Origin of the sequence: Methanothrix sp., assembly GCF_030055635.1 — an archaeon.
GTDB lineage: Archaea > Halobacteriota > Methanosarcinia > Methanotrichales > Methanotrichaceae > Methanothrix_B.
In genome coordinates this window covers 110210-133502 of record NZ_JASFYM010000002.1, presented here as the reverse complement: position 1 = coordinate 133502, position 23293 = coordinate 110210, and the positions used below count along the sequence as shown (strand labels likewise).

Annotated in this window: 24 protein-coding genes and 1 tRNA gene; 7 read left to right on the top strand and 18 right to left on the bottom strand. The window is 54.6% G+C overall.

Features of this window, described 5'->3' with window-relative positions; translation table 11 throughout:
* Positions 1–678: 678 nt before the first annotated feature.
* Genes cobD through QFX31_RS01600 form a run of 3 tightly spaced genes read left to right on the top strand, consistent with a single transcriptional unit; the run spans position 679 to position 2962 of the window.
* Positions 679–1773 (top strand): threonine-phosphate decarboxylase CobD, encoded by a 1095-nt coding sequence (gene cobD / locus QFX31_RS01610; protein WP_348530397.1) that lies wholly within the window; start codon positions 679–681, stop codon positions 1771–1773.
* Complete coding sequence (locus QFX31_RS01605) at positions 1770–2006, top strand: cysteine-rich small domain-containing protein (protein WP_348530396.1); 237 nt, start codon at positions 1770–1772, stop codon at positions 2004–2006. Before cobD ends, QFX31_RS01605 begins: the two co-directional genes overlap by 4 nt.
* Complete coding sequence (locus tag QFX31_RS01600) at positions 2003–2962, top strand: cobalamin biosynthesis protein (RefSeq protein WP_348530395.1); 960 nt, start codon at positions 2003–2005, stop codon at positions 2960–2962. The genes QFX31_RS01605 and QFX31_RS01600 overlap by 4 nt, the downstream gene beginning before the upstream one ends.
* Positions 2963–3109: 147 nt before the next feature.
* Here the strand turns inward: QFX31_RS01600 and QFX31_RS01595 are convergent, their stop codons facing one another.
* Positions 3110–4762, bottom strand: a complete 1653-nt coding sequence (locus QFX31_RS01595) for a hypothetical protein (protein ID WP_348530394.1) — start codon at positions 4760–4762, stop codon at positions 3110–3112.
* 399 nt (positions 4763–5161) lie between these two features.
* On the opposite strand from QFX31_RS01595, the gene QFX31_RS01590 reads away from it, so the two are divergent.
* Positions 5162–5806: a hypothetical protein gene (locus tag QFX31_RS01590; RefSeq protein ID WP_348530393.1), complete on the top strand. Its 645-nt coding sequence runs from the start codon at positions 5162–5164 to the stop codon at positions 5804–5806.
* A gap of 151 nt (positions 5807–5957) precedes the next feature.
* On the opposite strand, the gene QFX31_RS01585 is transcribed toward QFX31_RS01590, so the two are convergent.
* From QFX31_RS01585 to QFX31_RS01545, 9 genes are all read right to left on the bottom strand, one after another.
* Entirely contained in the window at positions 5958–6668 is a 711-nt protein-coding gene (locus tag QFX31_RS01585; RefSeq protein ID WP_348530392.1) for a DNA alkylation repair protein, read from the bottom strand.
* 39 nt (positions 6669–6707) lie between these two features.
* Entirely contained in the window at positions 6708–7940 is a 1233-nt protein-coding gene (locus tag QFX31_RS01580; RefSeq protein WP_348530391.1) for a TIGR00300 family protein, read from the bottom strand.
* Between the two features lie 26 nt (positions 7941–7966).
* Positions 7967–9088 (bottom strand): RNA ligase, encoded by a 1122-nt coding sequence (locus QFX31_RS01575; protein ID WP_348530390.1) that lies wholly within the window; start codon positions 9086–9088, stop codon positions 7967–7969.
* An 84-nt stretch (positions 9089–9172) separates the two neighbouring features.
* On the bottom strand, positions 9173–9961 hold the full coding sequence (locus tag QFX31_RS01570) for a CBS domain-containing protein (RefSeq protein ID WP_348530389.1): 789 nt from the start codon (positions 9959–9961) through the stop codon (positions 9173–9175).
* A 3-nt stretch (positions 9962–9964) separates the two neighbouring features.
* Positions 9965–10813: a CBS domain-containing protein gene (locus tag QFX31_RS01565; RefSeq protein WP_348530388.1), complete on the bottom strand. Its 849-nt coding sequence runs from the start codon at positions 10811–10813 to the stop codon at positions 9965–9967.
* Positions 10810–11772: a CBS domain-containing protein gene (locus QFX31_RS01560; RefSeq protein WP_348530387.1), complete on the bottom strand. Its 963-nt coding sequence runs from the start codon at positions 11770–11772 to the stop codon at positions 10810–10812. Before QFX31_RS01560 ends, QFX31_RS01565 begins: the two co-directional genes overlap by 4 nt.
* Positions 11773–12540, bottom strand: coding sequence for a CBS domain-containing protein (locus QFX31_RS01555; RefSeq protein WP_348530386.1), 768 nt, complete (start codon positions 12538–12540; stop codon positions 11773–11775).
* Between the two features lie 66 nt (positions 12541–12606).
* A complete protein-coding gene (locus QFX31_RS01550; protein ID WP_348530385.1) occupies positions 12607–13164 on the bottom strand; it encodes a CBS domain-containing protein in 558 nt (185 codons plus the stop codon).
* 197 nt (positions 13165–13361) lie between these two features.
* On the bottom strand, positions 13362–13850 hold the full coding sequence (locus QFX31_RS01545; RefSeq protein WP_348530384.1) for a MogA/MoaB family molybdenum cofactor biosynthesis protein: 489 nt from the start codon (positions 13848–13850) through the stop codon (positions 13362–13364).
* A gap of 136 nt (positions 13851–13986) precedes the next feature.
* On the opposite strand from QFX31_RS01545, the gene QFX31_RS01540 reads away from it, so the two are divergent.
* A complete protein-coding gene (locus tag QFX31_RS01540) occupies positions 13987–14232 on the top strand; it encodes a hypothetical protein (protein ID WP_348530383.1) in 246 nt (81 codons plus the stop codon).
* Between the two features lie 139 nt (positions 14233–14371).
* Here the strand turns inward: QFX31_RS01540 and QFX31_RS01535 are convergent, their stop codons facing one another.
* The 8 genes from QFX31_RS01535 to QFX31_RS01500 form a co-directional block, all read right to left on the bottom strand.
* Entirely contained in the window at positions 14372–14668 is a 297-nt protein-coding gene (locus QFX31_RS01535; protein ID WP_348530382.1) for an MTH1187 family thiamine-binding protein, read from the bottom strand.
* 64 nt (positions 14669–14732) lie between these two features.
* Positions 14733–14805: transfer RNA gene (locus QFX31_RS01530), tRNA-Val, on the bottom strand.
* Between the two features lie 34 nt (positions 14806–14839).
* Positions 14840–16372: a sodium:solute symporter family protein gene (locus QFX31_RS01525; protein ID WP_348530381.1), complete on the bottom strand. Its 1533-nt coding sequence runs from the start codon at positions 16370–16372 to the stop codon at positions 14840–14842.
* Positions 16373–16812: 440 nt separating this feature from the next.
* The gene (locus tag QFX31_RS01520) at positions 16813–17421 is read right to left on the bottom strand and encodes a CDP-alcohol phosphatidyltransferase family protein (protein WP_348530380.1); all 609 of its coding nucleotides are present in this window, start codon (positions 17419–17421) and stop codon (positions 16813–16815) included.
* Positions 17414–17935, bottom strand: coding sequence for an adenylate kinase family protein (locus QFX31_RS01515; RefSeq protein ID WP_348530379.1), 522 nt, complete (start codon positions 17933–17935; stop codon positions 17414–17416). Before QFX31_RS01515 ends, QFX31_RS01520 begins: the two co-directional genes overlap by 8 nt.
* A complete protein-coding gene (hisC, locus tag QFX31_RS01510) occupies positions 17926–18984 on the bottom strand; it encodes a histidinol-phosphate transaminase (RefSeq protein ID WP_348530378.1) in 1059 nt (352 codons plus the stop codon). Before hisC ends, QFX31_RS01515 begins: the two co-directional genes overlap by 10 nt.
* Positions 18968–20110, bottom strand: coding sequence for an acetylornithine transaminase (locus QFX31_RS01505; RefSeq protein WP_348530377.1), 1143 nt, complete (start codon positions 20108–20110; stop codon positions 18968–18970). Before QFX31_RS01505 ends, hisC begins: the two co-directional genes overlap by 17 nt.
* Positions 20111–20174: 64 nt before the next feature.
* Positions 20175–20816, bottom strand: a complete 642-nt coding sequence (locus tag QFX31_RS01500; protein ID WP_348530375.1) for an MBL fold metallo-hydrolase — start codon at positions 20814–20816, stop codon at positions 20175–20177.
* Between the two features lie 45 nt (positions 20817–20861).
* Here QFX31_RS01500 and thiC point away from each other — a divergent pair, with 45 nt between their 5' ends.
* Together thiC and QFX31_RS01490 are read left to right on the top strand one after the other, a co-directional pair.
* Positions 20862–22142, top strand: coding sequence for a phosphomethylpyrimidine synthase ThiC (thiC, locus tag QFX31_RS01495; protein WP_348530374.1), 1281 nt, complete (start codon positions 20862–20864; stop codon positions 22140–22142).
* The gene (locus tag QFX31_RS01490) at positions 22120–23145 is read left to right on the top strand and encodes a DNA double-strand break repair nuclease NurA (RefSeq protein WP_348530373.1); all 1026 of its coding nucleotides are present in this window, start codon (positions 22120–22122) and stop codon (positions 23143–23145) included. Before thiC ends, QFX31_RS01490 begins: the two co-directional genes overlap by 23 nt.
* Positions 23146–23293: the final 148 nt, after the last annotated feature.

The following is a 23293-nucleotide window of genomic DNA, read 5'->3' as shown; positions in this document are numbered from 1 at the left end:
GTACATAAAACCCTTTCGGCGGGTTATTGTTTTATAAAATTGATAACACCGTTTAATATATTCAAAACAAAATTATATAATAAAAATAGTAATAAGTATCGCATTGAATATGGTCTTATCACACATATATTAATAACAATCCCAAATTTTTTGATTTAGAGCAAAATAATGTGTTTCCCCAAATTTCCCGTCATCCTCACTCTCGTCAGAAGATACCTACAATGAGATGTTGCATACCATACACAATTCTCTCTGTGAATATAGAGGTATTTGGTGCTACATGCATGGATCGCGAGTTGAGCAATGCCCTCTGGGATCTCGTTTTGCTGCGTAAGCATGCCGTATCAATCGAGGAGTTCTGACCGCTCGACGTATCTGCCCCGGGCTCATTATTGATGGGTTGAATCACAAGAGGCTGACAGAATGTGCCGCGAAGCATTGAACAGGCGCATCCTATCGATGTTCGGTCATTCATTCAGTTATTCAATTACACACCGATAAAGCAACTGCATCGACAGTGCGATAGGTGCAGTGGCTCTGAGTATCCGGTGTGGCCATCGAGGGCGGTGGATATTTTGAGGCAGATTCGAGACCATGCCTCTCCATTGTTCAGCTCTGTCGAATGGCTCTTCTGATGCATCCGCCAGGTTCAAATTGTTGAGATCTGACGGGCTCTGGATGAGAGTTCGCAGAAGCTTTGCGGCGACAGAGCCATGCCAGCACGGTGGCAGGGTACGTGAGATGTCCAGAGCACTCGGCATGGAGATTCTGGATTTCAGCGCCAGCATCAACCCCCTCGGCTCCCCTCCCTTAGAGGATCTCGTGATGCAGGAGCTGAAAAACATATGCCATTATCCAGATATCACATACAGCGATTTCAGGGAGGCTGCAGCATCATTCGTCGGAGTGGATCCGGAGAATATTGTCCCCGGAAACGGATCATCTGAGATAATAAGAATATTCTCTGAGGTCTGTATTGATGACGGCGAGGTTGCGCTCATACCCTCCCCCACCTTCGGCGAGTACGAGACCCAGTCAAGGCTTGCTGGCGCACAGATCGTCAGAACAGATCTTGGTCTTGAGGATCCGAAGGATCTCAATTCGGTATTCGATGAACCGCTTTTGAGGGGTGCGAAAGCAGCGTTCTTCTGCAACCCGAACAATCCCACAGGGGTTCTCACATATAGAGAGGAGATCATGAGGCTTGCAGAACGCTGTGATGACTGCGGGGTATTTCTTCTCGTCGATGAGGCCTTCATAGAGCTCTCCGATCCTGATCAGAGCCTTGCAGACCTCGCTCCCGATATGGAGGGACTGGTGGTCATGAGATCCCTCACCAAATCATTTGGCGTCCCGGGGCTGCGGCTCGGATTCGCAGTCACGAACAGAGAGCTTGCGGAGATAATGAACAGAGCACGGATACCATGGTCGATAAGCTCGATAGCATCTGCAGTCGCCGTTCATCTTCTGAAGAATGTGGAGTTTCTCGAGAGGAGCAGGCAGGTTATCATCAAAGAGCTTGAGTGGCTGAGTGATGCTCTGAGAAGCATTGGATTGAGACCGCTGAGGAGCAGCACGAACTTCATGCTCGTTGATGTGAGGAGCACAGGTCTTAATTCGGGAGAAGTTGCGGAGAGGATGCTACATGAGGGCATTCTCATAAGGGACTGCAGATCATTCGGTCTTGACGGATACGTGAGGGTTGCTGTGCGCAGGAGGGAGGAGAACGAGAGGCTGGTCCTCGCCTTCAAGAATATCCTGGAGGGTGCATGAGGGAGAGCTGCGATCGTTACCCCTGCCACTTCGAGGGTCAGGACTGCACATTCTGCTTCTGCCCCTTCTATCCATGCCTCGACGAATCGCTTGGCTGCATGATTGATGGTGTGTGGAGATGTGATGGCTGCACCATGCTTCACAGAGTTGATGTCGCAGCAGAGGTTGTTGAGGCTCTGATGAGAGGTGATGAGCTGGAGGCCGTTTGGAGGAGGGTCAGATCTCAGACATGATCACAGAAATTATCGAGCCACCCCCGCTTTCAGTCCTCATCCTGGCGCTCCTGATCGATATCATCCTGGGGGAGCCGCCAGCCGCGCTTCACCCTGTGGTGATAATCGGAAAGGCAGTGGATCGTCTCAGGCGGATGGTGCCGCGGAGGAAGATCTCAGGGCTGGTGATCTCGGTTGTTGTGATCACAGGAGCCGTGCTCGCTGGCGTTGCTCTCATCCACATCGCATACGCCCTTGGAGATCTCGCCGGGCACCGGCTTATGGGCGATCTCCTCGCTCTTATCTCCTCCTCATACCTTTTGAAATCTACATTCGCCTTCAGGAGCCTGATCTCCACATCCAGAGAGATAGGCCGTCTCATCGATGAGGACCTCGATGCCGCAAAGCGCCTCCTTCCGGCCCTGGTGAGCAGGAATCCTCTGAACCTCACACACGCACAGGCCAGATCCGCAGTCATAGAGTCGCTGTCCGAGAACTACGTCGATACGATCGTCTCGCCTCTCTTCTACTACGTGCTCTTCTCATATTTAGGCGCCGGCGTGGAGGCCGCGCTTGCGTTCAAGGCCGTGAGCACGATGGACAGCATGCTCGGATACCGGACCGAGGAGCTCCGCGAGATCGGGTACGTCCCCGCCCGGCTTGACGACATCCTGAACTGGATCCCAGCCAGGCTTAGCCTGCCGCTGATCATGATAGCCTCGCCCACTAAAGCCCAGGACATCCTCCGGGCATGCATGCGATACCGCTCTGTCACTCCCAGCCCGAACTCCGGCTGGCCGATGGCAGCAGCCGCTGGCGCTCTTGGCACGAGAATGGAGAAGCCAGGGGTTTACACGATACTGGACGAGGGCCGGGATCCGGAGAGCGAGGATATCTCCTCGGCGATCTCACTCATCGGGAGGGCGATGATGCTTGCCGCTGTGTTGTCAGCGGTGCTGCTGATCCCGCTTGGATGACGTAGAGTTTCCACCTGTTGAAGGATCGCCCGAGGATTTCTATTAACCTCCTGTTCGAGGATGCATGTCGAAGAATGCTTTCCATCAAAGTAGTTTTAAAAAATTTTCTATAAAAATAAGATTGGATCTGTGGGCGGCCACAGATCCCTACCATCCTGCCCTGAACGAGTAAGGCGGTTTGAGCCAGGCTCTGAACGATGTGTAGTACCCTCCGAAGTCCGGCCTCCACGCCGTGAAGGAGTATCCCTTCTGTATCGTGAAGTCTCCGTCGCTCGTGTCAGACGCCTGGGCGCCGGTCTCGTAGATCACCGTGACCTTGACGCGCGCCTGTGTTGTTGCTATGTTCGGCGGCCGCCAGCTGAAGCTCGTCGCAGGTCCCATTATGCTCGCTATCGTGTGCGGGAATGTCTTTCCTCCGTCCGTCGAGTACGAGAGCACCACTCCAGATACGGACGCTGACGATGGCATTGTCCAGGTTATCGTGAACGGGATCTGCCTCTTCAGGACCTCCCCACCGTTCGGAGTTATGAGTCTCACCAGACTGGTGTCCATGGACTTGACGAACATCCAGGTCTCAGTGATATCGGGCGCACCGGCTCTTGTGAACCTGAACGTTATGACGTGACTGCCAGCCCCAAGCTTGGCCCATTCATCATCTGTCATCGACCATCCGGGATAGTACCAGCTCTTGGCGCCTATGCCTGTGCTTATTATATTCCAGTTACCGCCATCGATCCTGTACTCTGCTGTCAGCAGATCCCATATCGACTCAACCTGGAATGTTGTGAGAACTGGCTTGCTCGTATACGGAACCGGGCTCGATGCTGGATCTATTGTAACACTGTAATCCTTGCCTGCGAGAGCAACCGGTGATCCTGTGAGCAGAGATGCTGAGAACTTTCCGCTCACACGGTTCTCCGCCGCATTTACAACTGTATTCCTGGCCGCGATCCAGTTGTTGCCATCCCAGACGTAGAGGTTGAGCGAGTTCTCGGCAACGTATGCGAGATCCGCATCAGCGTATGATGCGGTTATGGTGGCCTCGCCGCCCGGATTGCCTGTCAGTATGACATCAAAGTACCTGATCGGTATGGCAGGCAGTTTCGATGCATCATATGGCTCCTCGCCAGGCATGTAGGCGGCGCTGCCCATTATTGTCCCGCTGTACACAATTCCCCTCAGCTCGACCCTGATACCGGCATCGGGATTGTCGAAGACCACAGGAGATGCGTTTGTTATCTTTCCGTTTATGGTTCTGGCCGTGAGCCACGGGGCATAATCCACTGAGCCGATCACAACGTTGTTCGGGCTCACAGGCTTGCCCTTATCTCTCCCAACTCCACCAGCGCCCCAGAAGCATGCCCTCGAGAGGATCGTTGACGCCAGGGTGTTTCTGAGGCCCACACCGTTGCCCTCGATGTTGTTGTAGAATATCAGCGGGCTTGTGTTCGAAACATCTATGCCGTTGCCGGTCGATGCGCCGGTGATCGTGAAGCCGGTCAGAACCACACCGGAGCCGGTGACCGACACAGCGTTTTCTGCTGGATTGAGTGCTTTGATGGTGGGATTGTTGATGCCCACCAGCTTCAGCGGCTTGTTCACCATCACGTTCTCGTTGTACGTTCCGGAATATACCACGATGGTGTCTCCCGGGCTGGCATGGTTGATGGCATCCTGTATGCTGCTGTTGGTACAGCCATATGGGCATACCGTATAAGTGGCAGCATCCGCTGATGCAACCAGGATCAAAATCGCCAGCCAGAGAGGCAGAACTGAGCTTACCCCCCTTCTCGAAATCATCGCTACTCACCACATTTGCTTATTGGGTAATGATTATTAGTATGTTATATATATACCTTCCTGCTCAGCAAATGTATACCTGGTTTTGGTAGAGATAATAATTTAAAAATTTATTAATATTATTATTCAATTTCTACGATGGCTTTTCCGTGCATGAGTGCAGGCAGTTCGCGGGCTCGAATTGCTGAACTGCCTATAATGCCATCCACGTCCAAGTACCACATGTGTCCAGAGGGTTATTGCTGTTGGTTTCACCGATACGAGTGCACGAGCATACAGACACCTCTGATGGGTGGTGGAGATGATAATTGGAATCCGGCCGTAAATGCACAACCTTTATCACAGAGGCGTGCAGAGAGTCTGATCTGCTCGAACAAGCTCGATTTGGGAGTTGCCCTGATGGAGACCTTAGGAGATCTGATCCGCGGGCTCCGTGAGATTTCGCGCTCTGAGCCCGCCATGGATGATGTTGAGAGAATATTCGGATGGCGTCCCGAGTCCATAAGGTTCCTCGCGCCCTCTGAGGACGAGAGCATCATGGTGATTGTCTTTGAGAAGGGCATCGTGCTTGAGGTCCGGTACTTCCTCAACGACAGCCTGAGAGCCCTTGGGGACGATATGGAGATGCGCCTGATGCTCCAGGTGGATATCACCTCAAGGGTTGGATACAATGTCTTCTACTCGAAATACATTCACGGACAGGGATACATAAGGGTATCACTGAGGGATGTCGAGAACAGGATGGTCCAGAAGATCCTGGAGGACTACTACCTCCCCAGGCTCAGAAGCATATACAAGCCTGTGATCACGGAGTTCAGAGGTTTCTCAGACAGGGATTTCTTCGGCGTCGAGGCGGAAAGAGAGCACGGGTACATCTACTACTCCCCTGTGAGGCCGAAGAGCGGAGAGAATGATGTGAAAATCCTCGATGTCGTAGCTAGGCTTTATCATCTGGAATCGGTCCTGAAAAACAAAGATGTCCACCACCAGCTTGCAGAGCTCGAGCTGCAGATGAGCCTGCTTCCGAGCGTGATGTGGATGTGATCCTCGGATGCGCTCGGAGCCCGTCCATGTGCAGGGATGATGCATAGCCTTCAGGGATCTCATGGTCATCTCAAAACTGGATGAGCGATAGGTGGAGGTGCACCCAATGCGAGCTGAGCCCTGTCGAGGGGATGGCTGTTTTGATGTCTGTCTACCTCTCCATCGCCATCCTTCTCATATCCGGAGGCATCTTCTCGATGGCGTAGCGCAGCGTTGTCCTGGCCATCTCGCCCTTCCGGGACATGATGAAATGGAAGACCTCCTGCTGGTGGCATCTGCTGGCCTCCTTGAGGAGCCAGCCGCAGCCCTTCTGGACCATATCATCAGTGTCTCTGAGAAGCAGATCAGCGATCTCGAGCACATCGCTTAGGAACAGACCCCTGCGCGCTGGTATTATCATGGTCGCGGCCGCGGCCCTGCGCACCCAGCGGTTCTCTGATGCAGGCCATCTCTTCAACCGCTCAATATGCTGTGGATACATCTCGACGAACGTTCCGAGCGAGTGGTTGCAGAAGGTGTCGCACTTGACCCAGTTGTTGATGTAAGCTCCCACCCAGCGCTCGAAGACATGAAAATCCTGGGGCTCGTAGCTCCTGCGGAGGGCGTAAGACCAGTCGAACGCCACGATCGCATCCTCTGTGTAATCCGTCTCCAGAAGGTCCTCACAGAGCTCGAAGATATCCGTTTTATCCAGATGGCGGATGCTCTTGAAATGACGCCTTGCGATCTCCCTGACCACGGGCGTCCTTACACCGTAGAGCTTCACAGGCTCTCTGAAGAAGCGCTGTGCAGACTCCAGTGTCTTGGCGTCAGCGTTCTGCAGCAGCTCTGCTCTTATGATGGAGAGGATATACTTGCACATCTCCATCTCCACGGGCCTGTTTCTGGGAGTACTGGAAGGCTACCCGATCTGCGATCCGCCGCCTGCCTTCCTGATCTCCTCCGCAAGCATCGGCAGGAACGTCCCGACATCTGTGACCAGGCCTATCGCCTGGGCTGTGCCCCTGTCCATGAGCTTCGTGACGGTTGCGGGGTTGATATCGACGCAGAGCGTCTTGACATACGACGGCAGGAGGTTCCCGGTCGCGATCGAGTGGAGCATCGTCGCCATCATAAGCGCCATATCAACCCCTTTCAGTGCCTCTGCCATCGCATCCTTCGCCCTGACAGTGTCTGTTATGACCTCAGGAAGCGGCCCGTCGTCTCTTATCGAGCCGGCAAGCACGAAGGGTATTCCTTTTTTAATGCACTCGTACATTATGCCGCCCCTGATCTTGCCCTCCTTTATCGCGTTCTCTATCGAGCCGCTGGCGATGATCTCGCTTATCGCGTAAAGGTGGTTTCTGTGACCCCCTGAGGTCGCGTTACCCCTCATGTCCATTCCTAGGCTTGTGCCGAAGAGCTGTCTCTCTATGTCGTGAACAGCGAGCGCATTTCCTGAGAGGAGGACATCTATGTACCCATCTCTGATCAGCTGGGCAAGCGCAGGCGCAGCGCCTGTGTGGACGACCGCTGGGCCGCAGATCGCAGCGATCCTTCCGCCCTTCCTCTTTGTCGAGACTATCTCCGCTGCGATCTGCCTCACGATCTCCACGCTCGGACGCTCCGAGGATACCTCATTCCTCATGAAGCCGAAGAACGATTTCTCGCGGGGTCGCTCGGGAGGCACGACCTTCACGCCGGTGGTCCCCACGACGACCATGTCTCCTTTTTTTATGTGGTGTATCGGAGTGCATCGCGCGCTGCTGCCTGATACCACAATGAGACAGTCCATCCTGCTCCCCTCAACAGGGATCCACGTTCCTCTGAGCCTGATATACGTTGGATGGTTTGTGGTCGAGTAGAAACCCCTCGGAACCACCATGTCGCTGGGCGCCGGCTCAAGCCTGACATCCTCTGAGTCCACGAGCCTCGCGCCCAGCGCGTTCAGAGCCTCCAGGATCTGGTTGAGGTGCGCTGGATCCTTACCGATAAGCGTGAGCCTGACATGGCTCGGCTCGTCCTTTCTCTTGCCCACAGTGAACTCCTTTATCTCGAACTCGCCGCCCATATCCATGATCTTGTCGAGCGCCTTTGTCAGGATCAGCGAGTCGATCAGATGCCCCTCCATCTCTATATCGCATATCTCACTCATATGAACAACAGCTCCAAAAACTCCACTCACCAGGGCTGGCCCTCGATTACCGCGAGGGTCTTGTCGTTCGTGGACATGACCTGCTTCAGGATTCTGACCACGTACCTGTCTCCGTCCTGCTCCGGTATGTCGAATATCGCCTTCGTTCCCATTCGTCTGAGATGCTGCTCGAAGTCGCGCGCGGTCTGTATCGATCTCACCCTTATCTGCACCTGCTGCATGATCTGCTCGCCCTGCATCCTTCTCCGGATCGTATCGGTGAGCGGCAGCAGTATGCTCTCCCCGAGCCTTAAAGCTCTTTCTCTCAGTGCCGCCTCGTCCTCATTCCACTCAACCGACTGAAACCCCTCCCGAACGACCCTCGAAAGGAAGAAATCCTGAGCATAGTCGTTGTAGTACCTGAAGGCGAACTCCAGGTCGCTGCAGTTGCTCTCAGAGGCGGTGTACTTCAGCGGGCTCGCTCGATTCTCAGGATCCTTTATAACGACGCCCTCCCTTCCCGCTCTTCCCAGCCGTTTTATTATGCGAAATATCTCCTCTGCAGCTCTATCCACAGGGAACTCGCCGAAGAACGGTACGACATTAACACCGTACTCCTCTGCAAGAGCATGCGTCGCATGAACGCCCATCATCGAGCGGCAGTTCTTCTTTGAGATGTCGAAGAGGTAGAAGTCTATGCTCTCAACAGGATACACATCCTTAGGCACATAAGGGTTCTCCGGACCGACCATCTCCCCGCAAAGGACAACATCTGGATGATCCTCGAAGAGATCCGGATCTATTCTCTCCCTGACGACCTCTGTCGAGAACGGGCATATGTATCCTCCCCTGGTCAGAGCGTACACATCCCCGTCGATGGAAACAGCTCTTATGTTGTAGCCGTTCATCTTCTCCTCGACAGCTACCCTGTCGAGAAAGTTCCTCCTGATGGCGGGGCCGAGCATCATCGCCCTCCTTATCTTAGGGTAGCCATGGACGACATCGCCGTTCTCGAATATCACAGTCCCCGGCTCGACCCCTGATATGCCCTTCTCAAAGCGGAGAAGGCGGGGCTCGGGCCAGCTGGAGAGCTTCAGGATGCCATCCATCAGAGATTCAAGCCTCTCGACAGGAACTCCCAGGCTCCTCGCTGCCCTGCTCAGGTTCATAGAACCTCCCGGAGCTCAGGGATCACGGAAACCGTGGACTTCAGGCTGGAGTGGCTGGCCATCAGTAGCCCCTGAAAAAGAGGATTATGCGGCCAGGGCCTTGGTCCTGACCAGGTAGTCTATGAGGCACCTCCTGGTTATCATGCCGGCAAGCGATCCATCTCTGTTGAGCACCGGAAGTCCTCCGCGGTTCTCCTCAAGAATGATCCTCCGGACCTCCTCAAGCGGCGTGTCCACATAGACGTACTTAACATCATGCGTCATCACATCAGAGACCAGAAGGTTCTTTATCCTGGTCTCCTGCTGTCGCCATGATACCAGATCGCGGAATGCCCGAAGAGCTCTTGCTATATCCCTCTCTGTGAGGATCCCCACGAGCTTTCCGCCATCTAGAACCGGAAGCCTTCCGATATCCCTGTCCATCATCATTCTTCTGGCATGTATGAGCCTGTCCCGTGGAGATACTGTAAGGGCCGAGCGCATGGCATCCTTCGAGACGCCTGTGAGCTTGACGTTAGCGAGAATCTCCCTCGGCCTCACCCATCCCAGGATCTCGTCGTTCTGCGTGACCACAAGAACTGAGGTCTTCTGGAGCAGCAGTATCGCCTCCTCTACGCCCATCTCCGGGTGCACCGGTATCACCGCATCAAGCGTCGCAGCGGCCACGTGGAGTGAGGAGGCTGGCATTCCCAGCCGCCTTCTCGTGCCGAGGACCCTGGCGATCTGCCTCATCGTTATTATGCCGCCGAGCTTGCCGTTGTTTGTTACGAGCAGCCTCCTGGTGCCGTGCTTCTCCATCAGATCGAGCGCATGCCCGAGACGCTCAGACTTGTCTATCGTTATCGGCGGGGTCATTATATCCTTAACCTGCATGCATCACCATCTCCCTATCTCTGCGACGATCTCTCTGGTGGAGAAGAAACCAACCATGCTGTCGTTCTCGATGACTGGCATGCCGCATATGCTCTTCTCCACGAGAACCTTCGCATCATCAACCGCTCTGTCATCGACACGTGCAGCGATGATCGGAGACGACATTATATCCTCTGCGACGAGCGGCACCTGCTTTATGTACCTGTACTGTTTCCGCCCGGCTGTGCTCTCCTTTCTTGTCATCTTTATGCTCTTCATCCTCGGCTGATCGAATGAATCGAAGATTCCCGCAAATGTCAGGTTAGATCTTGTTATTACTCCCACAGGTCGCATGTTGTCCTCGTAGACCAGAACCCTGCTCACCCCGTGAAGGTTCATCTGCTCCACGACATGCGCTATCGTGTGATGCCTGTGAACGCTCACCATGCCCTCTGCCATGAGGTCCCCAACCTTGGAATCGAGGTCCTGCTGTGCGAAATACCTGAGCAGATCCCTGGAGGTTATTATGCCCACAAGCTCCCCGTCCTTCTCCACAGGGAGGCCATCGATCTCGTTCTCCATCATCAGCTCTGCAGCCTGGGTTAGCGTCGCATCCGGGTATATAGTGATCGGGTTCTCGGTCATCACGAGCTGAACAGGGATCCTGTCGATCGGCCTCCTCCTCCATTCAGGCGCCGCCTGAGCTAGCCTGTTCGATATGTCGTACTTTGTGACTATCCCCACAAGCTTCCCCTTGTCCATCACAGGAAGCCTGCTTATATCATGCTTGAACATCAGGTTCCTGGCCCTCTGGATGGGCTCATTCCTCTCCACTACCCAGACGGGTGTTGCCATGTAATCCTTAACTCTCATCTCGCAACTCCCCTATGCTCCGCCAAAGCCCTCAGGAAATCCCTCTCTGTTATGATCCCCACCATCGAGCCGCCCTCCATAACAGGCAGGGAGCCCACATCCTTCTCAACCATCAGGTTCGCAGCGTCCTTCAGCCTGGTCCTTGGATCTGTCATGATGAGGGATCTCTTTATGAGGCCCTTTATCGGCTGCTCCATCACGTCCTTTATATCGCCTGTTATGATCTTGCCGAACGCCTCCCCTGAGGCCATGTACTTCATTATGTCCGAGGCGGTTATGATCCCTGTCAGAACGCCGTCCTGGATTATCGGAAGGCGCCTGAACCCCTTCTGCACTATCATCCGGGAGGTCTTCTCTATGGACATGCTGGCTGGGGCTGTGACCACATTCGGGCTCATGTAGTCCCTGACGGTCCTATCTATGTCGAGACTCCTCACAACCTCAACGAAGTCCTCCTCCGTGACGATCGCCTTTATTCTTGACCTTTCATCCACGATCGGGAGACCGCCCACGTTGCGCTCGTACATGATCTTCAGCGCATCATCTACAGAAGCTGTATCTGGAGCTGAGATCACCTTCGTGCTCATGATCTCCCTTATCTCAGCATTGATGGCCGCTAAAATATTGCCCTCGTACTTCTTTCTAACCAGGTTGTGCCTTATGCCCCCTCCAAGGAAGTCCACTATATCAACACACGTCACGAATCCGAGAAGCCGGTTCGTGCCAGCATCCGCTATCGGCAGCCTCCTGAAGCCGTAGCTGTTCATTATCTTGATCGCGCCGATTATAGTTGTCGTGGGTGGAGCAGTAACAACCTCCGTGCTCGCTATGCTGAGAATATCCCCCTGGCGTCTCGCCACCCTCGAATCGAACTCAACCGGTCCTCTGTCCATGCTGCCCGGAGGAACTGGTATCCCCTCGACCCTCTGGTCCCCAATCCTGTGATCAACTCTCTTCATTCAAACATCACCAAGGACCGCTTTAACAAGATCATACCTGTCAACTATACCTACCAGCACATCATTCTCCACCACGGAGATGCGTCCGATGTCGTGCTTCAGCATCACCTCTACAGCCTGCTTGAGCGGGGCGTCTCTCTTAATGCTGTACAGTGGAGTGCTCATCAGCTTCTCCACTCTGATCTTGGCGGTGTCCTTCGACCTGTACATATCCTCCTTGCCCAGCCTGGCCCACCCCCTTTTCAGTATATCAAACCTGGTGATGATCCCTATGGGTCTCCCGGACTCATTCACTACTGGAAGACCGGTGATATCCTCCTCAAGCATCTTGTCCCATACCTTGGATATCGGGTCGTCGGGCCTGGCGGTGATCACATCTCTGGACATTATGGCATCGACCGGCATATCCGGAACCCTGCTGAGGTCGAGGTGCTTGAATATATCCAGGAGGCTCACAACGCCCCTGAGCATTCTATTTGTAGGCGAGTCCACGACAGGGAGAAGCGTCACCTTCTCCTGAAGCATCAGCCTGGCCGCGTCCATCATATCCATGTCCTCTGTGATGGTGGGCACTGGGACCGTGAATCCAGCCACAGTGACGTTCGACCTCGTGGAGGTTATCTTGAGCATATCCTGGTTTGTCACGATCCCGATGACGCGACCATCCGGGTCGAGGACGGGAAGTCCGCGCACGTGGTTGTCCCTTATGAGCTGGCGCGCCCTGGTCGCAAAATCTGTCTTCTCCACATAAAGTGGATCCCTGGACATAATATCAGCTACTTTCATCGTCGCTCCCCATCCAGAATGCCTGACAATAATCCGATGCAGAGAATATCATCTGCTGATATCTCGACAGCTCCAACAGAGCATCTCCCCATCAACAGAGACCAGAGAGTCTGAAAGCTGGCCACACCGCTCGCATATCCCCCTGACCATCTCGCTGGGCTCATGGAAGTGAACGCTCTCCCTGTGCATCTCTATGAGATCCGCCAGAATGTCGTTCAGCCCGAGAGATGCACCGGAGACGAGATCTGTGTCTGTGATTATCCCCAGCAGTTTGCCATCGTTGGAGATGACCGGAAGCCGCTTCACGCCGGATTTAAGCATGAGCTCTGCAGCATCACGGAGGCTTGCATCCGGGTGGATCTTTATGAGCGGGGAGTTCATGACGTCCCCGACCCTTACCCTTCTGGGATCCTCAGCTCTGGCGACTACTTTCTTCACGAGATCTCGCTCGGTTATGATTCCAATGGGTTTTCCCTCCCGAACCACTATCAGGCTGCCAACGTTGGCAGAGATCATCCTGCTTGCAGCATCCAGCACGTCCATATCTGCATCGACTGTCAGCACCGGGCGGCTCATGATCTCTCGCACACGCATCGTAGTCTCCATCGCCTTAACCTCCGTTTCTTCATACTCTATAATTCCGCATTCAAATTCTTAGCGAACTCAACCTATAAAAGAGTCTCTGTGTATCAGCAGATGCATAAAAGCAGCCTCGACTCCAACGGTCGAAAAGCTCTGCAGCTCTGCATCCAAGCCGTCGGGGATGCAAGTGCCATGGAAACGCGTGCTCCTGTGCTCTGGGATCATCTGCCCCGCGCATGCTGGAGTATGTGCTCAAGCTCCTGGAGGATGAGATCTATCCCAAGAGATGCAGCAGCAGGAGATCCCGGTATTGCAAATACCGGTATGCTGTTGATTAAACCTGCTGACGCCCTTGTGAGCATCGCCCTTGTGCCGACCTGCTCCAGGCTCCTCAGCCTGAAGATCTCCCCAAACCCTGGGATGCTCTTCTCGATAAGCGGCTCGATCGCCTCTATGGTGAGATCGCTCGGGGCCAGGCCGGTGCCCCCGCAGAATATCACAGCGTCGCTGCTCCTCTCAATGCTATCGAGCAGCGCCAGGCGGACGGGCTTGATTCCATCAGGTATCAGCCTGTATCTGAAATCGTGGCCTGATGCGCTTATCCTGTCAACTATCACCCTCCCGGAAAGATCCTCAGCATCATCGGGCCCGGATACAGAGCCGTATCTCGTGAAGCGCGAGGTGCTTACTGTGATCGAATCGATGATCATCAGATGAACGCTGGTGTGAAACCATAAAGCAGTTTCGATGTGTTCGACGTGTGGGCTCTCGCCACCGATCAATTCCGCACGCTTCTCATCTCTTGTTGTGGAAACGTAGATATACGATCTCCGCGCACCGGATCATATGATCAACCAGATGGAGCAGGCTGTTGCTGGATTCGATAAGATGACCGCTGATAAGAGGGAGGCCATGCGTGGTATCCTCCAGAGATACGTGGAGGGATGCATGGGAATCGATGAGGCGTACTATGAGCTTCTGGATGCAGGTCTGATACCGATGCCGAGCCGGTGTGCGATGAAGCCGAAGATCGCGTCTGAGGGCGATGAGGCCAGGCTGAAGGATCTGATAAGAGCCAGGATCCTGCGGTGACTTACAAGAGGATCAGATGCGGGATCTTCCTGGATTGGATACGCAGACCTCTCCCGATTCAATGCTGCCTCAAGCTTTACCAGCAGAGCTTTGATCCTGTCCCATCTCTCAAAATTTCTGAGCCGGCTCCTGGGACTCTTTACGACCTCCTCTCCAGGGCCTTCAGCTTCGTGTCTATCGAAATCTCCTTGTCCAGTCTGTAGTCTATTGTCACAGTGGTTATCACCCTCTGCACCTCCATGTCAGTCAGTATCTTGTTCGCCCTCTCGATGATCATGCAGACCTGCTCGATCGAATCCGCCTCTACTGCTGTGGACATCGCCCCCGGCACGAATCTGATGCCTGAATTTCTCAGCATCTCATGCACCGCACGGATGTACCTGCCGGCGCTTGTGCCAGCGCCCATGGGTATCACACTGAACTCAGCAACTATCATGATAATAAATGATGTGACATCCTATAGAAATATTTCGAGGAGCTGACAGGGAAGATTGTGACGATGGGCCCGACGCGATTCGAACGCGTGATCCCCGCCGTGTAAGGGCGATGTCATGACCCCTAGACCACGGGCCCTACCGCCACCTCTTATACATTTTGGTATTAGACGTTATCGCTTGCTCTTCGGGCGTATGTACATGCCTGTCATCGTTGCATCCAGAACATCCACAGGAGGTGATCTGGTCAGAAGGCTCACAACCACCATGGATGCCATGGATATTAAGAATCCATAGAAGCTGAAGTGCACCGGAAGAGGCGACACAAACCAGTGGTACCATCCTGCCAAAAGCGCCCCGATGAGGCCGAGGGACATGGATGCGAGCGCGCCCTCTCTTGTTGCCCTCCTCCAGTAGAGTCCGGAGAGTATCGGCACCACGAACGTGGCGAGCATTATGCCTATCCCCATCCATATCAGGAAGGCCAGAAGCTCAGGAGGCTTCCTCCATGCCAGGATCAGCGTCAGTATCACGGAGAAGACTATCGCTACTCTGCTCACCAGGGTTATGCTTCTGTCAGATGCTTTTTTATTGAAAAACATCTTATAGATATCCCATCCGACATAGCTGCCTATGGTGAGCATGAGCCTGTCGGTGGTGGACATCACTGCGGAGAGCACTATCACAGCGACCAGAGGACCAGCGATGTTTGGAAAGATGTGCATCGCTGCGACAACAAATGCGTAATCCTGAGGGTTGGATACGTTCGTCGGAAGCGCTATAACTCCCTCCTCCACCAGCGCCCTCGATGCAAAACCAGAGATCTTGACGAGATACATCACTATTAGGTACAGAACAAATGCAGCAAGCGGCGACCACTTGAAGAACTTCTGGCTCCTGGCGGATAGGACGTTGTTTATAACATGAGGAGCACTCGCAAGCCCGAAGGTGAGCAGGAAGAAGAATGATACCAGGTACATCGGTGTCATGAAGGCGTATTTCGCATACGGTGGATGCATCTGCGGGTACCAGATCCTCACGTAGTTGGGGTCAATGCCTGCAAGCACGTTGTTGACATGTGTGAGACCTCCGGCTGCCTGGATTATGAAGGGCGAGACCGCGAGAACTCCCAGTATTATAAGCAGCCCCTGCACAAGAGAGACCCAGGCTATCGCGTAGAGCCCGCCCATGATCGTGTATATCATCACTATTATCGCACCGATCAGCAGCGCATCTGTGTATGAGATCTTGAGCATCCAGCTCAGGACCATGCTGATGGCCACGTACTGTCCCACGAGGTATATCAGCGATACAAGTATACCCGCCACTGCGGAGAGCCCGCGCAGCCCGCGCTGGCTGTAGAACCTCTGCGCAAGGTAGTCCTGTATGGTGATGTATCCCATCCGCTCTGAGATCGCATGGAGCTTCGTTCCGTACACGAGGATGACGAATGCTGCGCTCAGCGGCACGAAGATCTGCTCCCAGATCGTGGGCCATCCTCCGGTGTATCCCAGGCCACTTGTCCCGAGGATCGTCATTCCGCTGCAGATGCTTGCCACTATCATCAGTGTGAGCAGCCAGAAGCCGAGATCCCTTCCTGCGACAATGAAGTCCTCAGATGATCTGATCTTCCTCGAGGCCCATGCTCCTATGGCGAGAAGCCCCACCAGATACAGGCCGAGAATGATTGCCATGTTGAAGTCCATCAGCTCCACCTCAACGCCCAGCCCAGAAGAACCAGAGCTATGATGCCGGGCACCATTGTTACCGTGATGAGAGTCTCAGTCGGCAGACCGAACAAATAGATCTCCTCCCTCTGATGCATGATAGCGTGTTTCATTGTGGCATATAAAGGTGGCGTGTGAAGCACACGATATTTGAATAAGTGCTGTGGATTGCAGTAAAAATCATGAAGAATGATCTATTTATTGAGTTATGTTTTATTATTAGTATTAATGTATTATTTTGATCTTCAATGTCTTATTTTGTCTAGCATGGGGGATACGAATGACAGAAGCATGTTATGTGACCTGCTCTCCGGCCTTGAAGACCGGAGTTTGCTCCATGCTGCTATCTATCATGGCGTAAACAGCTGTGCTGTATCACTGAGCTCGGCACCTTTGTAGGTCACTTGGCGCTGTGCTGATCATCTATCCAGGCTCCTCCAGATGTGGACGAAGCGCTGCATCGCTGTGATGTGGCTCAGCACCATGACGATCAGCACCATCCAGCCGAGTACCTGGAGGCCTTCTATCCTGTGTGGATACAGGGCATTTGCAAGAGTCGCGATGATCAGGAAGACAAGCCTGTCTGCCCTGCCGAGCATGCCTCCGTAGCATCTCCTGAGGCTTACAGCCTGCGCCTGCGTGCCGATGTAGCTGGTCATGAGAACACCGACGACCGCGAGAAGGCCTATCTCCCACATGACATATCCGGCGAAGATTATTCCTGATAGCAGAAGCACATCAGAGTACCTGTCGATCACATGATCCAGGAAATCTCCTCTCCGATCTGCATATCCAATCCTGCGTGCCAGCGCGCCGTCCACAGCATCCGCAATCCCGTTGAGCATGACCATGATTGCAGCTGCGAAGAGCATTCTGTGATCAGAGGCTGAGAGGTAGTAGAAGAGGAATGCAAGAGATGAGAAGAACAGCGAGAGGACTGAGAGCATGTTGGGGGTCAGCCCAGCCCTATCGACGATCTCAGCCACCGGCTCTGTGAGCGATCTCGATGCATCTCTGAGATCATCCAAGGTCAATCTCCGGATCCCCCAGCCAGTCGATGCCTCCAGGGGGCATCTTGACATCTTTTTTTATTATGGCCGTTATGATCGATGCCACCTCCTCAGGGCTCAGATCTGTTGTGTCGATCTCGTGCACCGTGGAGCAGAGCTCCAGCGCCTCGATCAGTATGAGATCGATCGCCTCTGCCTCTACGTTCTCCCTGATCTTGCTCTCTTTGTATCCACGGGCCTCCAGGCGCCTGCGGAGCAGGTTTGGGTGAAGCCTAAGAACTATCGCCTCGTCTGCGAAGTGATGTGCGAAATGCCCCTCGATGATAAGAACATCCTCCCTGCTCGACCGCTCGATCTCTTTGATCTTTTCTTCAAGAGCATCCATGTCGGCCTCCAGGCATTCCCTCTCTGGGTCGAAGCCTGCGCTTATCCCTGCTCTCACAAGATCATTGAGATTCACGACCCTGAACGGGAGAAGCCTCGAGACCGTGGTCTTTCCGGTCCCAGGGGTGCCTGTCAGCGCTATCCGCATAGCTCCCTGTAGGCCTCAAGAAACCGTGCGTTCTGCTCCGGAGTTCCAACGGTCACGCGGATGTGGTGATCTCCGGCATCCCTGAAGGATCTGCAGTCCCTGACTATGATGCCCTTCCTGAGCATCCTCTCTGTTATGACATCAGACCTCTCTGAGGTCTCTATGTAAAGAAAGTTCCCCCACGACGGGCTCGCCTCCACGATCTCCGAGAGGAGAAGCTCCCTCTCTCTCTTTATCCTCTCCACAGATCGCCGCATGTGCTCCAGGTCGCTCAGCGCTGCAATTCCAGCCGCAACCGCAGGTGTTGTGACACCAAAGAATGGCGGAGCAGCTTTTCTGTAAGCCTCGGCGATCCATTCTGGGGCAAGCGCATAGCCGAGTCGAACTCCAGCGAGGCCGAACGCCTTCGACATGGTCCTACCGACAACGAGGTTCTCGTACTCTTTCACCAGATCAACCATGCTCCTCTCCGCGAACTCCACGTATGCCTCGTCCAGGAAGACCACTGCATCGGTTGCCTCGATCACTGATCGCAGCGTTTCCTCATCCATGACCTCTCCTGTTGGATTGTTCGGGGAGCATATGAAGACCATGCCGATGCTGTCATCGCTCAGATGCTCGATAATCTTGGATGTATTGGACCGCCTGACAAACACCGGCTCTCCGCCGCACAGGGTCGTGACGATCTCGTAGAAGCTGAATGTCGGAGTCGGGATCAGCGCGCGAACTCCGTGATCCAGGAAGAGGCGGGATAGGGTATCGATCACCCCATCCATTCCGGAGCCCACGAGCACCTGGCTCTCCGGAAAGCCTGTGTACGATGCTATCGAATCTACGAGCCCATCGACCTCAGGATACAGATGCAGATGCACATCAGCGATCGCCTTTCTGACGGCAGGGCTCGGTCCGTACGGGTTCTCGTTGCTCCCCAGCTTAACGATCCTCTCAGGGGGTATCCCGTAGGTCCTGGAGATCTCCTCGATCCCCCTACCTGCGACGTACGGCCTCAGGCTGGAAAGCACAGGTCTTAGTCTAGAGTATCTCTCCAATGACGTTCACCACGCGATCTATCTCATCTTTTGTGACCACAAGAGGTGGCACCAGCCGGAGCGTGTGCTCGCCAGTGCTGTTCAGCAGCACGCCCCTCTCGCGGGCTGCATCCACAACAGATCTCGCATCTCCCTTTATATCAACGCCCACCATCAGACCAAGCCCGCGGACGCTTACAGGGAGCCTGCTGAGCTCTCTCTTCAGGTACGAACCCATCTCCTCAGATCTTCTCACAAGATTCTCATCCCTTATCGCAGATATCGATGCGAGCGCCGCTGCGCATACCAGGGGCCCTCCGCCAAAGGTGGATGCATGATCACCGCGCTGGAAGCAGCCGGAGATGTTTTCCGTGGAGAGCATCGCGCCCATTGGAAGCCCGCCGGCGATCGCCTTCGCCAGGGTCATGATGTCGGGCATCACACCGCTGTGCTCCTTCGCGAACCATCTTCCTGTTCTTCCGAATCCTGTCTGAACCTCATCGAAGATGAGAATAGCTCCGCTGTCATCGCATATCTCCCTGGCAGCCCGAAGATACTCGTTCGACGCAGGATAAACCCCGGCCTCGCCCTGGACCGGCTCCAGGATCACGGCTGCAGTTCTCCTGCTCACAGCCGATTTCAGCGACTCTGTATCATTGTAGGGCACAAATGTTGCCTCGCTGAGGGGGCGGAAAGGCTCCCTGTAGTTGACCTTGTATGTCAGCCCTAGAGCGCCCAGCGTCCTGCCGTGGAAGCTGCCTGTCGCAGCGACGACCTCGTATCTTCCGGTTGCTCTGCGCGTCAGCTTCAGTGCGGCCTCCACGCTCTCGGTGCCCGAGTTGCAGAAGAACACCTTATCCATGCCGCTCAGGGACTTCAGCTCCTCTGCAAGCCTGACCTGGTTCTCTGTGTAGTAGAGATTCGATGTGTGTATTAGAACCTCACACTGCCTCTTTATGGCCTCCACAACCCTCGGATGGCAGTGTCCAACGTTGTTCACAGCTATACCTGCAACGAAGTCTATGTACTCCCTCCCGTCCTGATCCCACACTCTCGCTCCGGATCCGCGAGCTATCAGTACTGGCTGTCGTGTGTATGTCTGGAATATCGCCTGCGATTCTCTTTTAATGATCTCATCAATGCTCATAGAACCTCCTCGCAAACCCCTGAGCGCGTCCTCTGTCTCCTCGATAACCGCATGGTCTCAATGCTCATAGGAACCTCCTCGCAAACCTCAGGCTCTCCCTTATCTGCGCCTTTACATTATTGCACGTTATCCCCATGTGCCCCGGGTACATGCAGCTCACATCCAGCTCCAGCAATCTCTCTATTGATCTCACGAGATCCTCTGTGGATCCCCCAAAGAGATCCGTCCTTCCTATATTACCGTCAGGAAATACAGTATCCCCTGAGAAGAGAATGCCCTCGCGCCGCTCATAGAGACATATGCTTCCCGGGGAGTGTCCAGGCGTGTGGATGACCTCAAGCTTCAGATCCCCGAGATCGAGAACCATGCCATCCTCTAGGGGCATATCAACCTCAAACTCCGGCGCGGTCTCGCCGAAGAGGTACGCCACAGTGGCCAGATCATCTCCTACAAGACCTATCTCCTCTTTCGACAGCAGTATCCTGGCACCAGTTCTCTCCTTTATCGCAGGCGCTGCTGCAGAGTGATCGTGATGGCAGTGTGTGAGAATGATCATCTCGAGCTCCTCGGGATCCATGAACCTTCTAATATTTCTGATTGTGGGCTCCGAGAACATCCCGGCATCGATCAGGACCGGCCGCTCGGCCATGACCAGGTACGCGTTGCCGTCGTAGGCCGCACCGCTAACCTTATGCACCTCAACCATCTAAACACCTTCTGGCCAGATAACGTCTGAATATATAATGGTAACATGACTCTTATGGAAGACGCAAGAAAGGGGAAAATACCCGATGCGCTCAGGAGGGCCGCTGAGACCGAGGGAGTGGATCCGGAAGCGCTCAGGAGGCTCCTGGCAGCAGGGCGTGTGGTGGTTCCCATGAACGCCCGCCGCGCCAGAGAGAGGGCGGTGGGCATCGGAGAGATTCTCTGCACAAAGGTCAATGTCAATGTCGGCACATCCCCCTCGCTCTCCAACCTCAAAGAGGAGGTGGAGAAGGCGCTGGCAGCTGTGAACGCCGGAGCTGATACGATCATGGATCTCTCAACTGGAGGGGATCTGGATGAGATCAGGAGGGCGATCATCAGGGAGGTGGATGCTCCGGTTGGAACCGTCCCGATATACCAGGCCGCTGTGGAGAACAGGCTCACATCACAGGGCATGTTCAACGCTCTGGAGCGGCATGCAAGAGATGGTGTGGATTTCGTCACGGTCCATGTCGGCGTGAACAAGGAGTCGATTAGGCGCCTGAGCAGGGATCCGAGGCTGATGGGCGTGGTCTCACGCGGTGGCTCTCTGACGATGAAGTACATCACTGAGACAGGAGAGGAGAATCCCTACTACGAGGAGTTCGATTACCTGCTCGAGATCGCGAAGGAGTACGATCTGACGCTGAGCCTGGGCGATGGTCTCAGGCCAGGGTGCATAGAGGACGCGAGCGACCGGGCGAAGTACATGGAGTTCATAATGCTGGGGGAGCTGGTTGCGCGGGCAAGAGAGGCTGGCGTACAGGCGATGGTTGAGGGTCCGGGCCATGTGCCTGCGGATGAGATAGAGACAAGCGTGCGCGCGATGAAGCACCTCACAGACGGTGCCCCCCTGTATCTCCTGGGTCCGATCGTCACAGACATAGCCCCAGGGTACGACCACATCACAGCTGCCATGGGCGGGCTTATCGCCGGCATGGCAGGCGCTGACTTCCTCTGCGCCACCACGCCCAGCGAGCATCTCGATCTTCCCACCTTAGAGGACATCGTCGAGGGGACCGTGGTGACGAAGATCGCAGCTCATGCTGCTGACCTCACAAAACCCGGCGTCAGGGAGCGCGCTAGGGCATGGGACAGAAGGATGGCAGATGCGAGGGCGAGGCTCGACTGGGAGTCACAGTTCAGAGAGGCCATTGATCCCACAAGAGCGAGAAGGATACGACACAGGAGAGGGATCGATGTGGAGACCTGCACTATGTGCAGCGACCTCTGCGCGATAAGGATAGCGAGAGAGGCCATGAAGCATGAGCGCCCGGACGAGTCTTGAGAGAGCAGCAGAATCTCTGATCAGGTATCTCAGCACAGGACCTGAGGAGTTCATGCGCCAGACCGGTATAAAAAAGAGAGACTTCGTGCCAGTGGAGCCGCAGCCGTTCGACGGCAGGATCTTCGCGGTCGACGGCTCCAACATCAAGGTCTGCGATCTCTCCGTGGTCAAAGCGAACCGCATCCGTGCAGGGTATGTGGTTTACAGAGGCAGAAGAAGGGAGAGGACCACGGTGACCTACGATGATCTCTTCGTCGCTGACAGGCGAGCCTACATGGAGTGGTTCGGGGAGCCGCTCGAGAGGCTCGGCATGGGAGACATCGATCTCAGCAGCCTCCGCGGGAGCGAGCTCGAGAGGATCTCCACATACTTCAGAGAGCTCCAGGAGTATGTGGCTCTCGATGCAGCGCTTTCTGAATCTGAAGAAGGAGATCTTATTCTTTATGATGGCGGCTTCGCGATATGGAAGGATCGCCCTTTCGGCAGGGTCTTGGCTGAGATCGTAAGGAGAGCATCGGAGCGCGGCGTGGATCTTCTGGGCGTTAGCAAGTCCAGCAGCTTCTCGTGGGGAGATATATCGATGCCTCTGGTGTACCATCTCTCACGGCTCGGGAAGAGCCTGCTGCCTGGAAGGGCTTGGTACGTGGATCTCAGCGGAAAGAATGTCCATCCTGATCCTCAGGAGGAGCGCTGGCAGGGCAGCATCTACATGGTTCTGTTCCACCCCATGGGCGATCGGGCCTTCAGGGTTGATGTTCCGTCTTACATGAATGGACGTGTCGCATCTGCTTTCTCAAAAACAGCCGCGTTCTCAGGATCATCCGAATCTCCAGGGTATCCTCACGCCCTCTTCAGGGCGCACCACGACCTGAAGCTCTCATCTCATGATGGTGAGATGAGCTGGTTCAGTATGATGGACGCGATTGCAGCGCGTTACCAGGTGAGCATGAGGGATCTGAGAAGCGCGATGGATTACCACGAGATCCTGGAGATCACCGGATAGGCACATTGCAATGAGATTGAGCATCAGGAGCGTTCTGGGTCCTGACGAAAATCGCATAACTCCAAGCATTCCATCCATATCCATGCGTGTTTTTTTCTCTGCATGCTCATGCAGCCGAATCGTCGGAGTGGCGAACTCCTGTAACTCC

Bases quoted from the DNA above. Each gene is read 5' to 3' on its own strand.
- QFX31_RS01585 (WP_348530392.1), bottom strand. From the start codon at position 6,668: ATGTGCAAGTATATCCTCTCCATCATAAGAGCAGAGCTGCTGCAGAAC.
- QFX31_RS01580 (WP_348530391.1), bottom strand. From the start codon at position 7,940: ATGAGTGAGATATGCGATATAGAGATGGAGGGGCATCTGATCGACTCG.
- QFX31_RS01565 (WP_348530388.1), bottom strand. From the start codon at position 10,813: ATGAGAGTTAAGGATTACATGGCAACACCCGTCTGGGTAGTGGAGAGG.
- QFX31_RS01505 (WP_348530377.1), bottom strand. From the start codon at position 20,110: ATGAGCATTGATGAGATCATTAAAAGAGAATCGCAGGCGATATTCCAG.
- QFX31_RS01525 (WP_348530381.1), bottom strand. From the start codon at position 16,372: ATGGACTTCAACATGGCAATCATTCTCGGCCTGTATCTGGTGGGGCTT.
- QFX31_RS01540 (WP_348530383.1), top strand. From the start codon at position 13,987: ATGATCAACCAGATGGAGCAGGCTGTTGCTGGATTCGATAAGATGACC.
- QFX31_RS01515 (WP_348530379.1), bottom strand. From the start codon at position 17,935: ATGCGGATAGCGCTGACAGGCACCCCTGGGACCGGAAAGACCACGGTC.
- QFX31_RS01545 (WP_348530384.1), bottom strand. From the start codon at position 13,850: ATGATCATCGATTCGATCACAGTAAGCACCTCGCGCTTCACGAGATAC.
- QFX31_RS01550 (WP_348530385.1), bottom strand. From the start codon at position 13,164: ATGGAGACTACGATGCGTGTGCGAGAGATCATGAGCCGCCCGGTGCTG.
- QFX31_RS01500 (WP_348530375.1), bottom strand. From the start codon at position 20,816: ATGGTTGAGGTGCATAAGGTTAGCGGTGCGGCCTACGACGGCAACGCG.
- QFX31_RS01605 (WP_348530396.1), top strand. From the start codon at position 1,770: ATGAGGGAGAGCTGCGATCGTTACCCCTGCCACTTCGAGGGTCAGGAC.
- thiC (WP_348530374.1), top strand. From the start codon at position 20,862: ATGACTCTTATGGAAGACGCAAGAAAGGGGAAAATACCCGATGCGCTC.
- QFX31_RS01570 (WP_348530389.1), bottom strand. From the start codon at position 9,961: ATGCAGGTTAAGGATATAATGACCCCGCCGATAACGATAGACAAGTCT.
- QFX31_RS01535 (WP_348530382.1), bottom strand. From the start codon at position 14,668: ATGATAGTTGCTGAGTTCAGTGTGATACCCATGGGCGCTGGCACAAGC.
- QFX31_RS01600 (WP_348530395.1), top strand. From the start codon at position 2,003: ATGATCACAGAAATTATCGAGCCACCCCCGCTTTCAGTCCTCATCCTG.
- QFX31_RS01595 (WP_348530394.1), bottom strand. From the start codon at position 4,762: ATGATTTCGAGAAGGGGGGTAAGCTCAGTTCTGCCTCTCTGGCTGGCG.
- cobD (WP_348530397.1), top strand. From the start codon at position 679: ATGAGAGTTCGCAGAAGCTTTGCGGCGACAGAGCCATGCCAGCACGGT.
- QFX31_RS01555 (WP_348530386.1), bottom strand. From the start codon at position 12,540: ATGTCCAGGGATCCACTTTATGTGGAGAAGACAGATTTTGCGACCAGG.
- QFX31_RS01560 (WP_348530387.1), bottom strand. From the start codon at position 11,772: ATGAAGAGAGTTGATCACAGGATTGGGGACCAGAGGGTCGAGGGGATA.
- QFX31_RS01590 (WP_348530393.1), top strand. From the start codon at position 5,162: ATGGAGACCTTAGGAGATCTGATCCGCGGGCTCCGTGAGATTTCGCGC.
- QFX31_RS01490 (WP_348530373.1), top strand. From the start codon at position 22,120: ATGAGCGCCCGGACGAGTCTTGAGAGAGCAGCAGAATCTCTGATCAGG.
- QFX31_RS01575 (WP_348530390.1), bottom strand. From the start codon at position 9,088: ATGAACCTGAGCAGGGCAGCGAGGAGCCTGGGAGTTCCTGTCGAGAGG.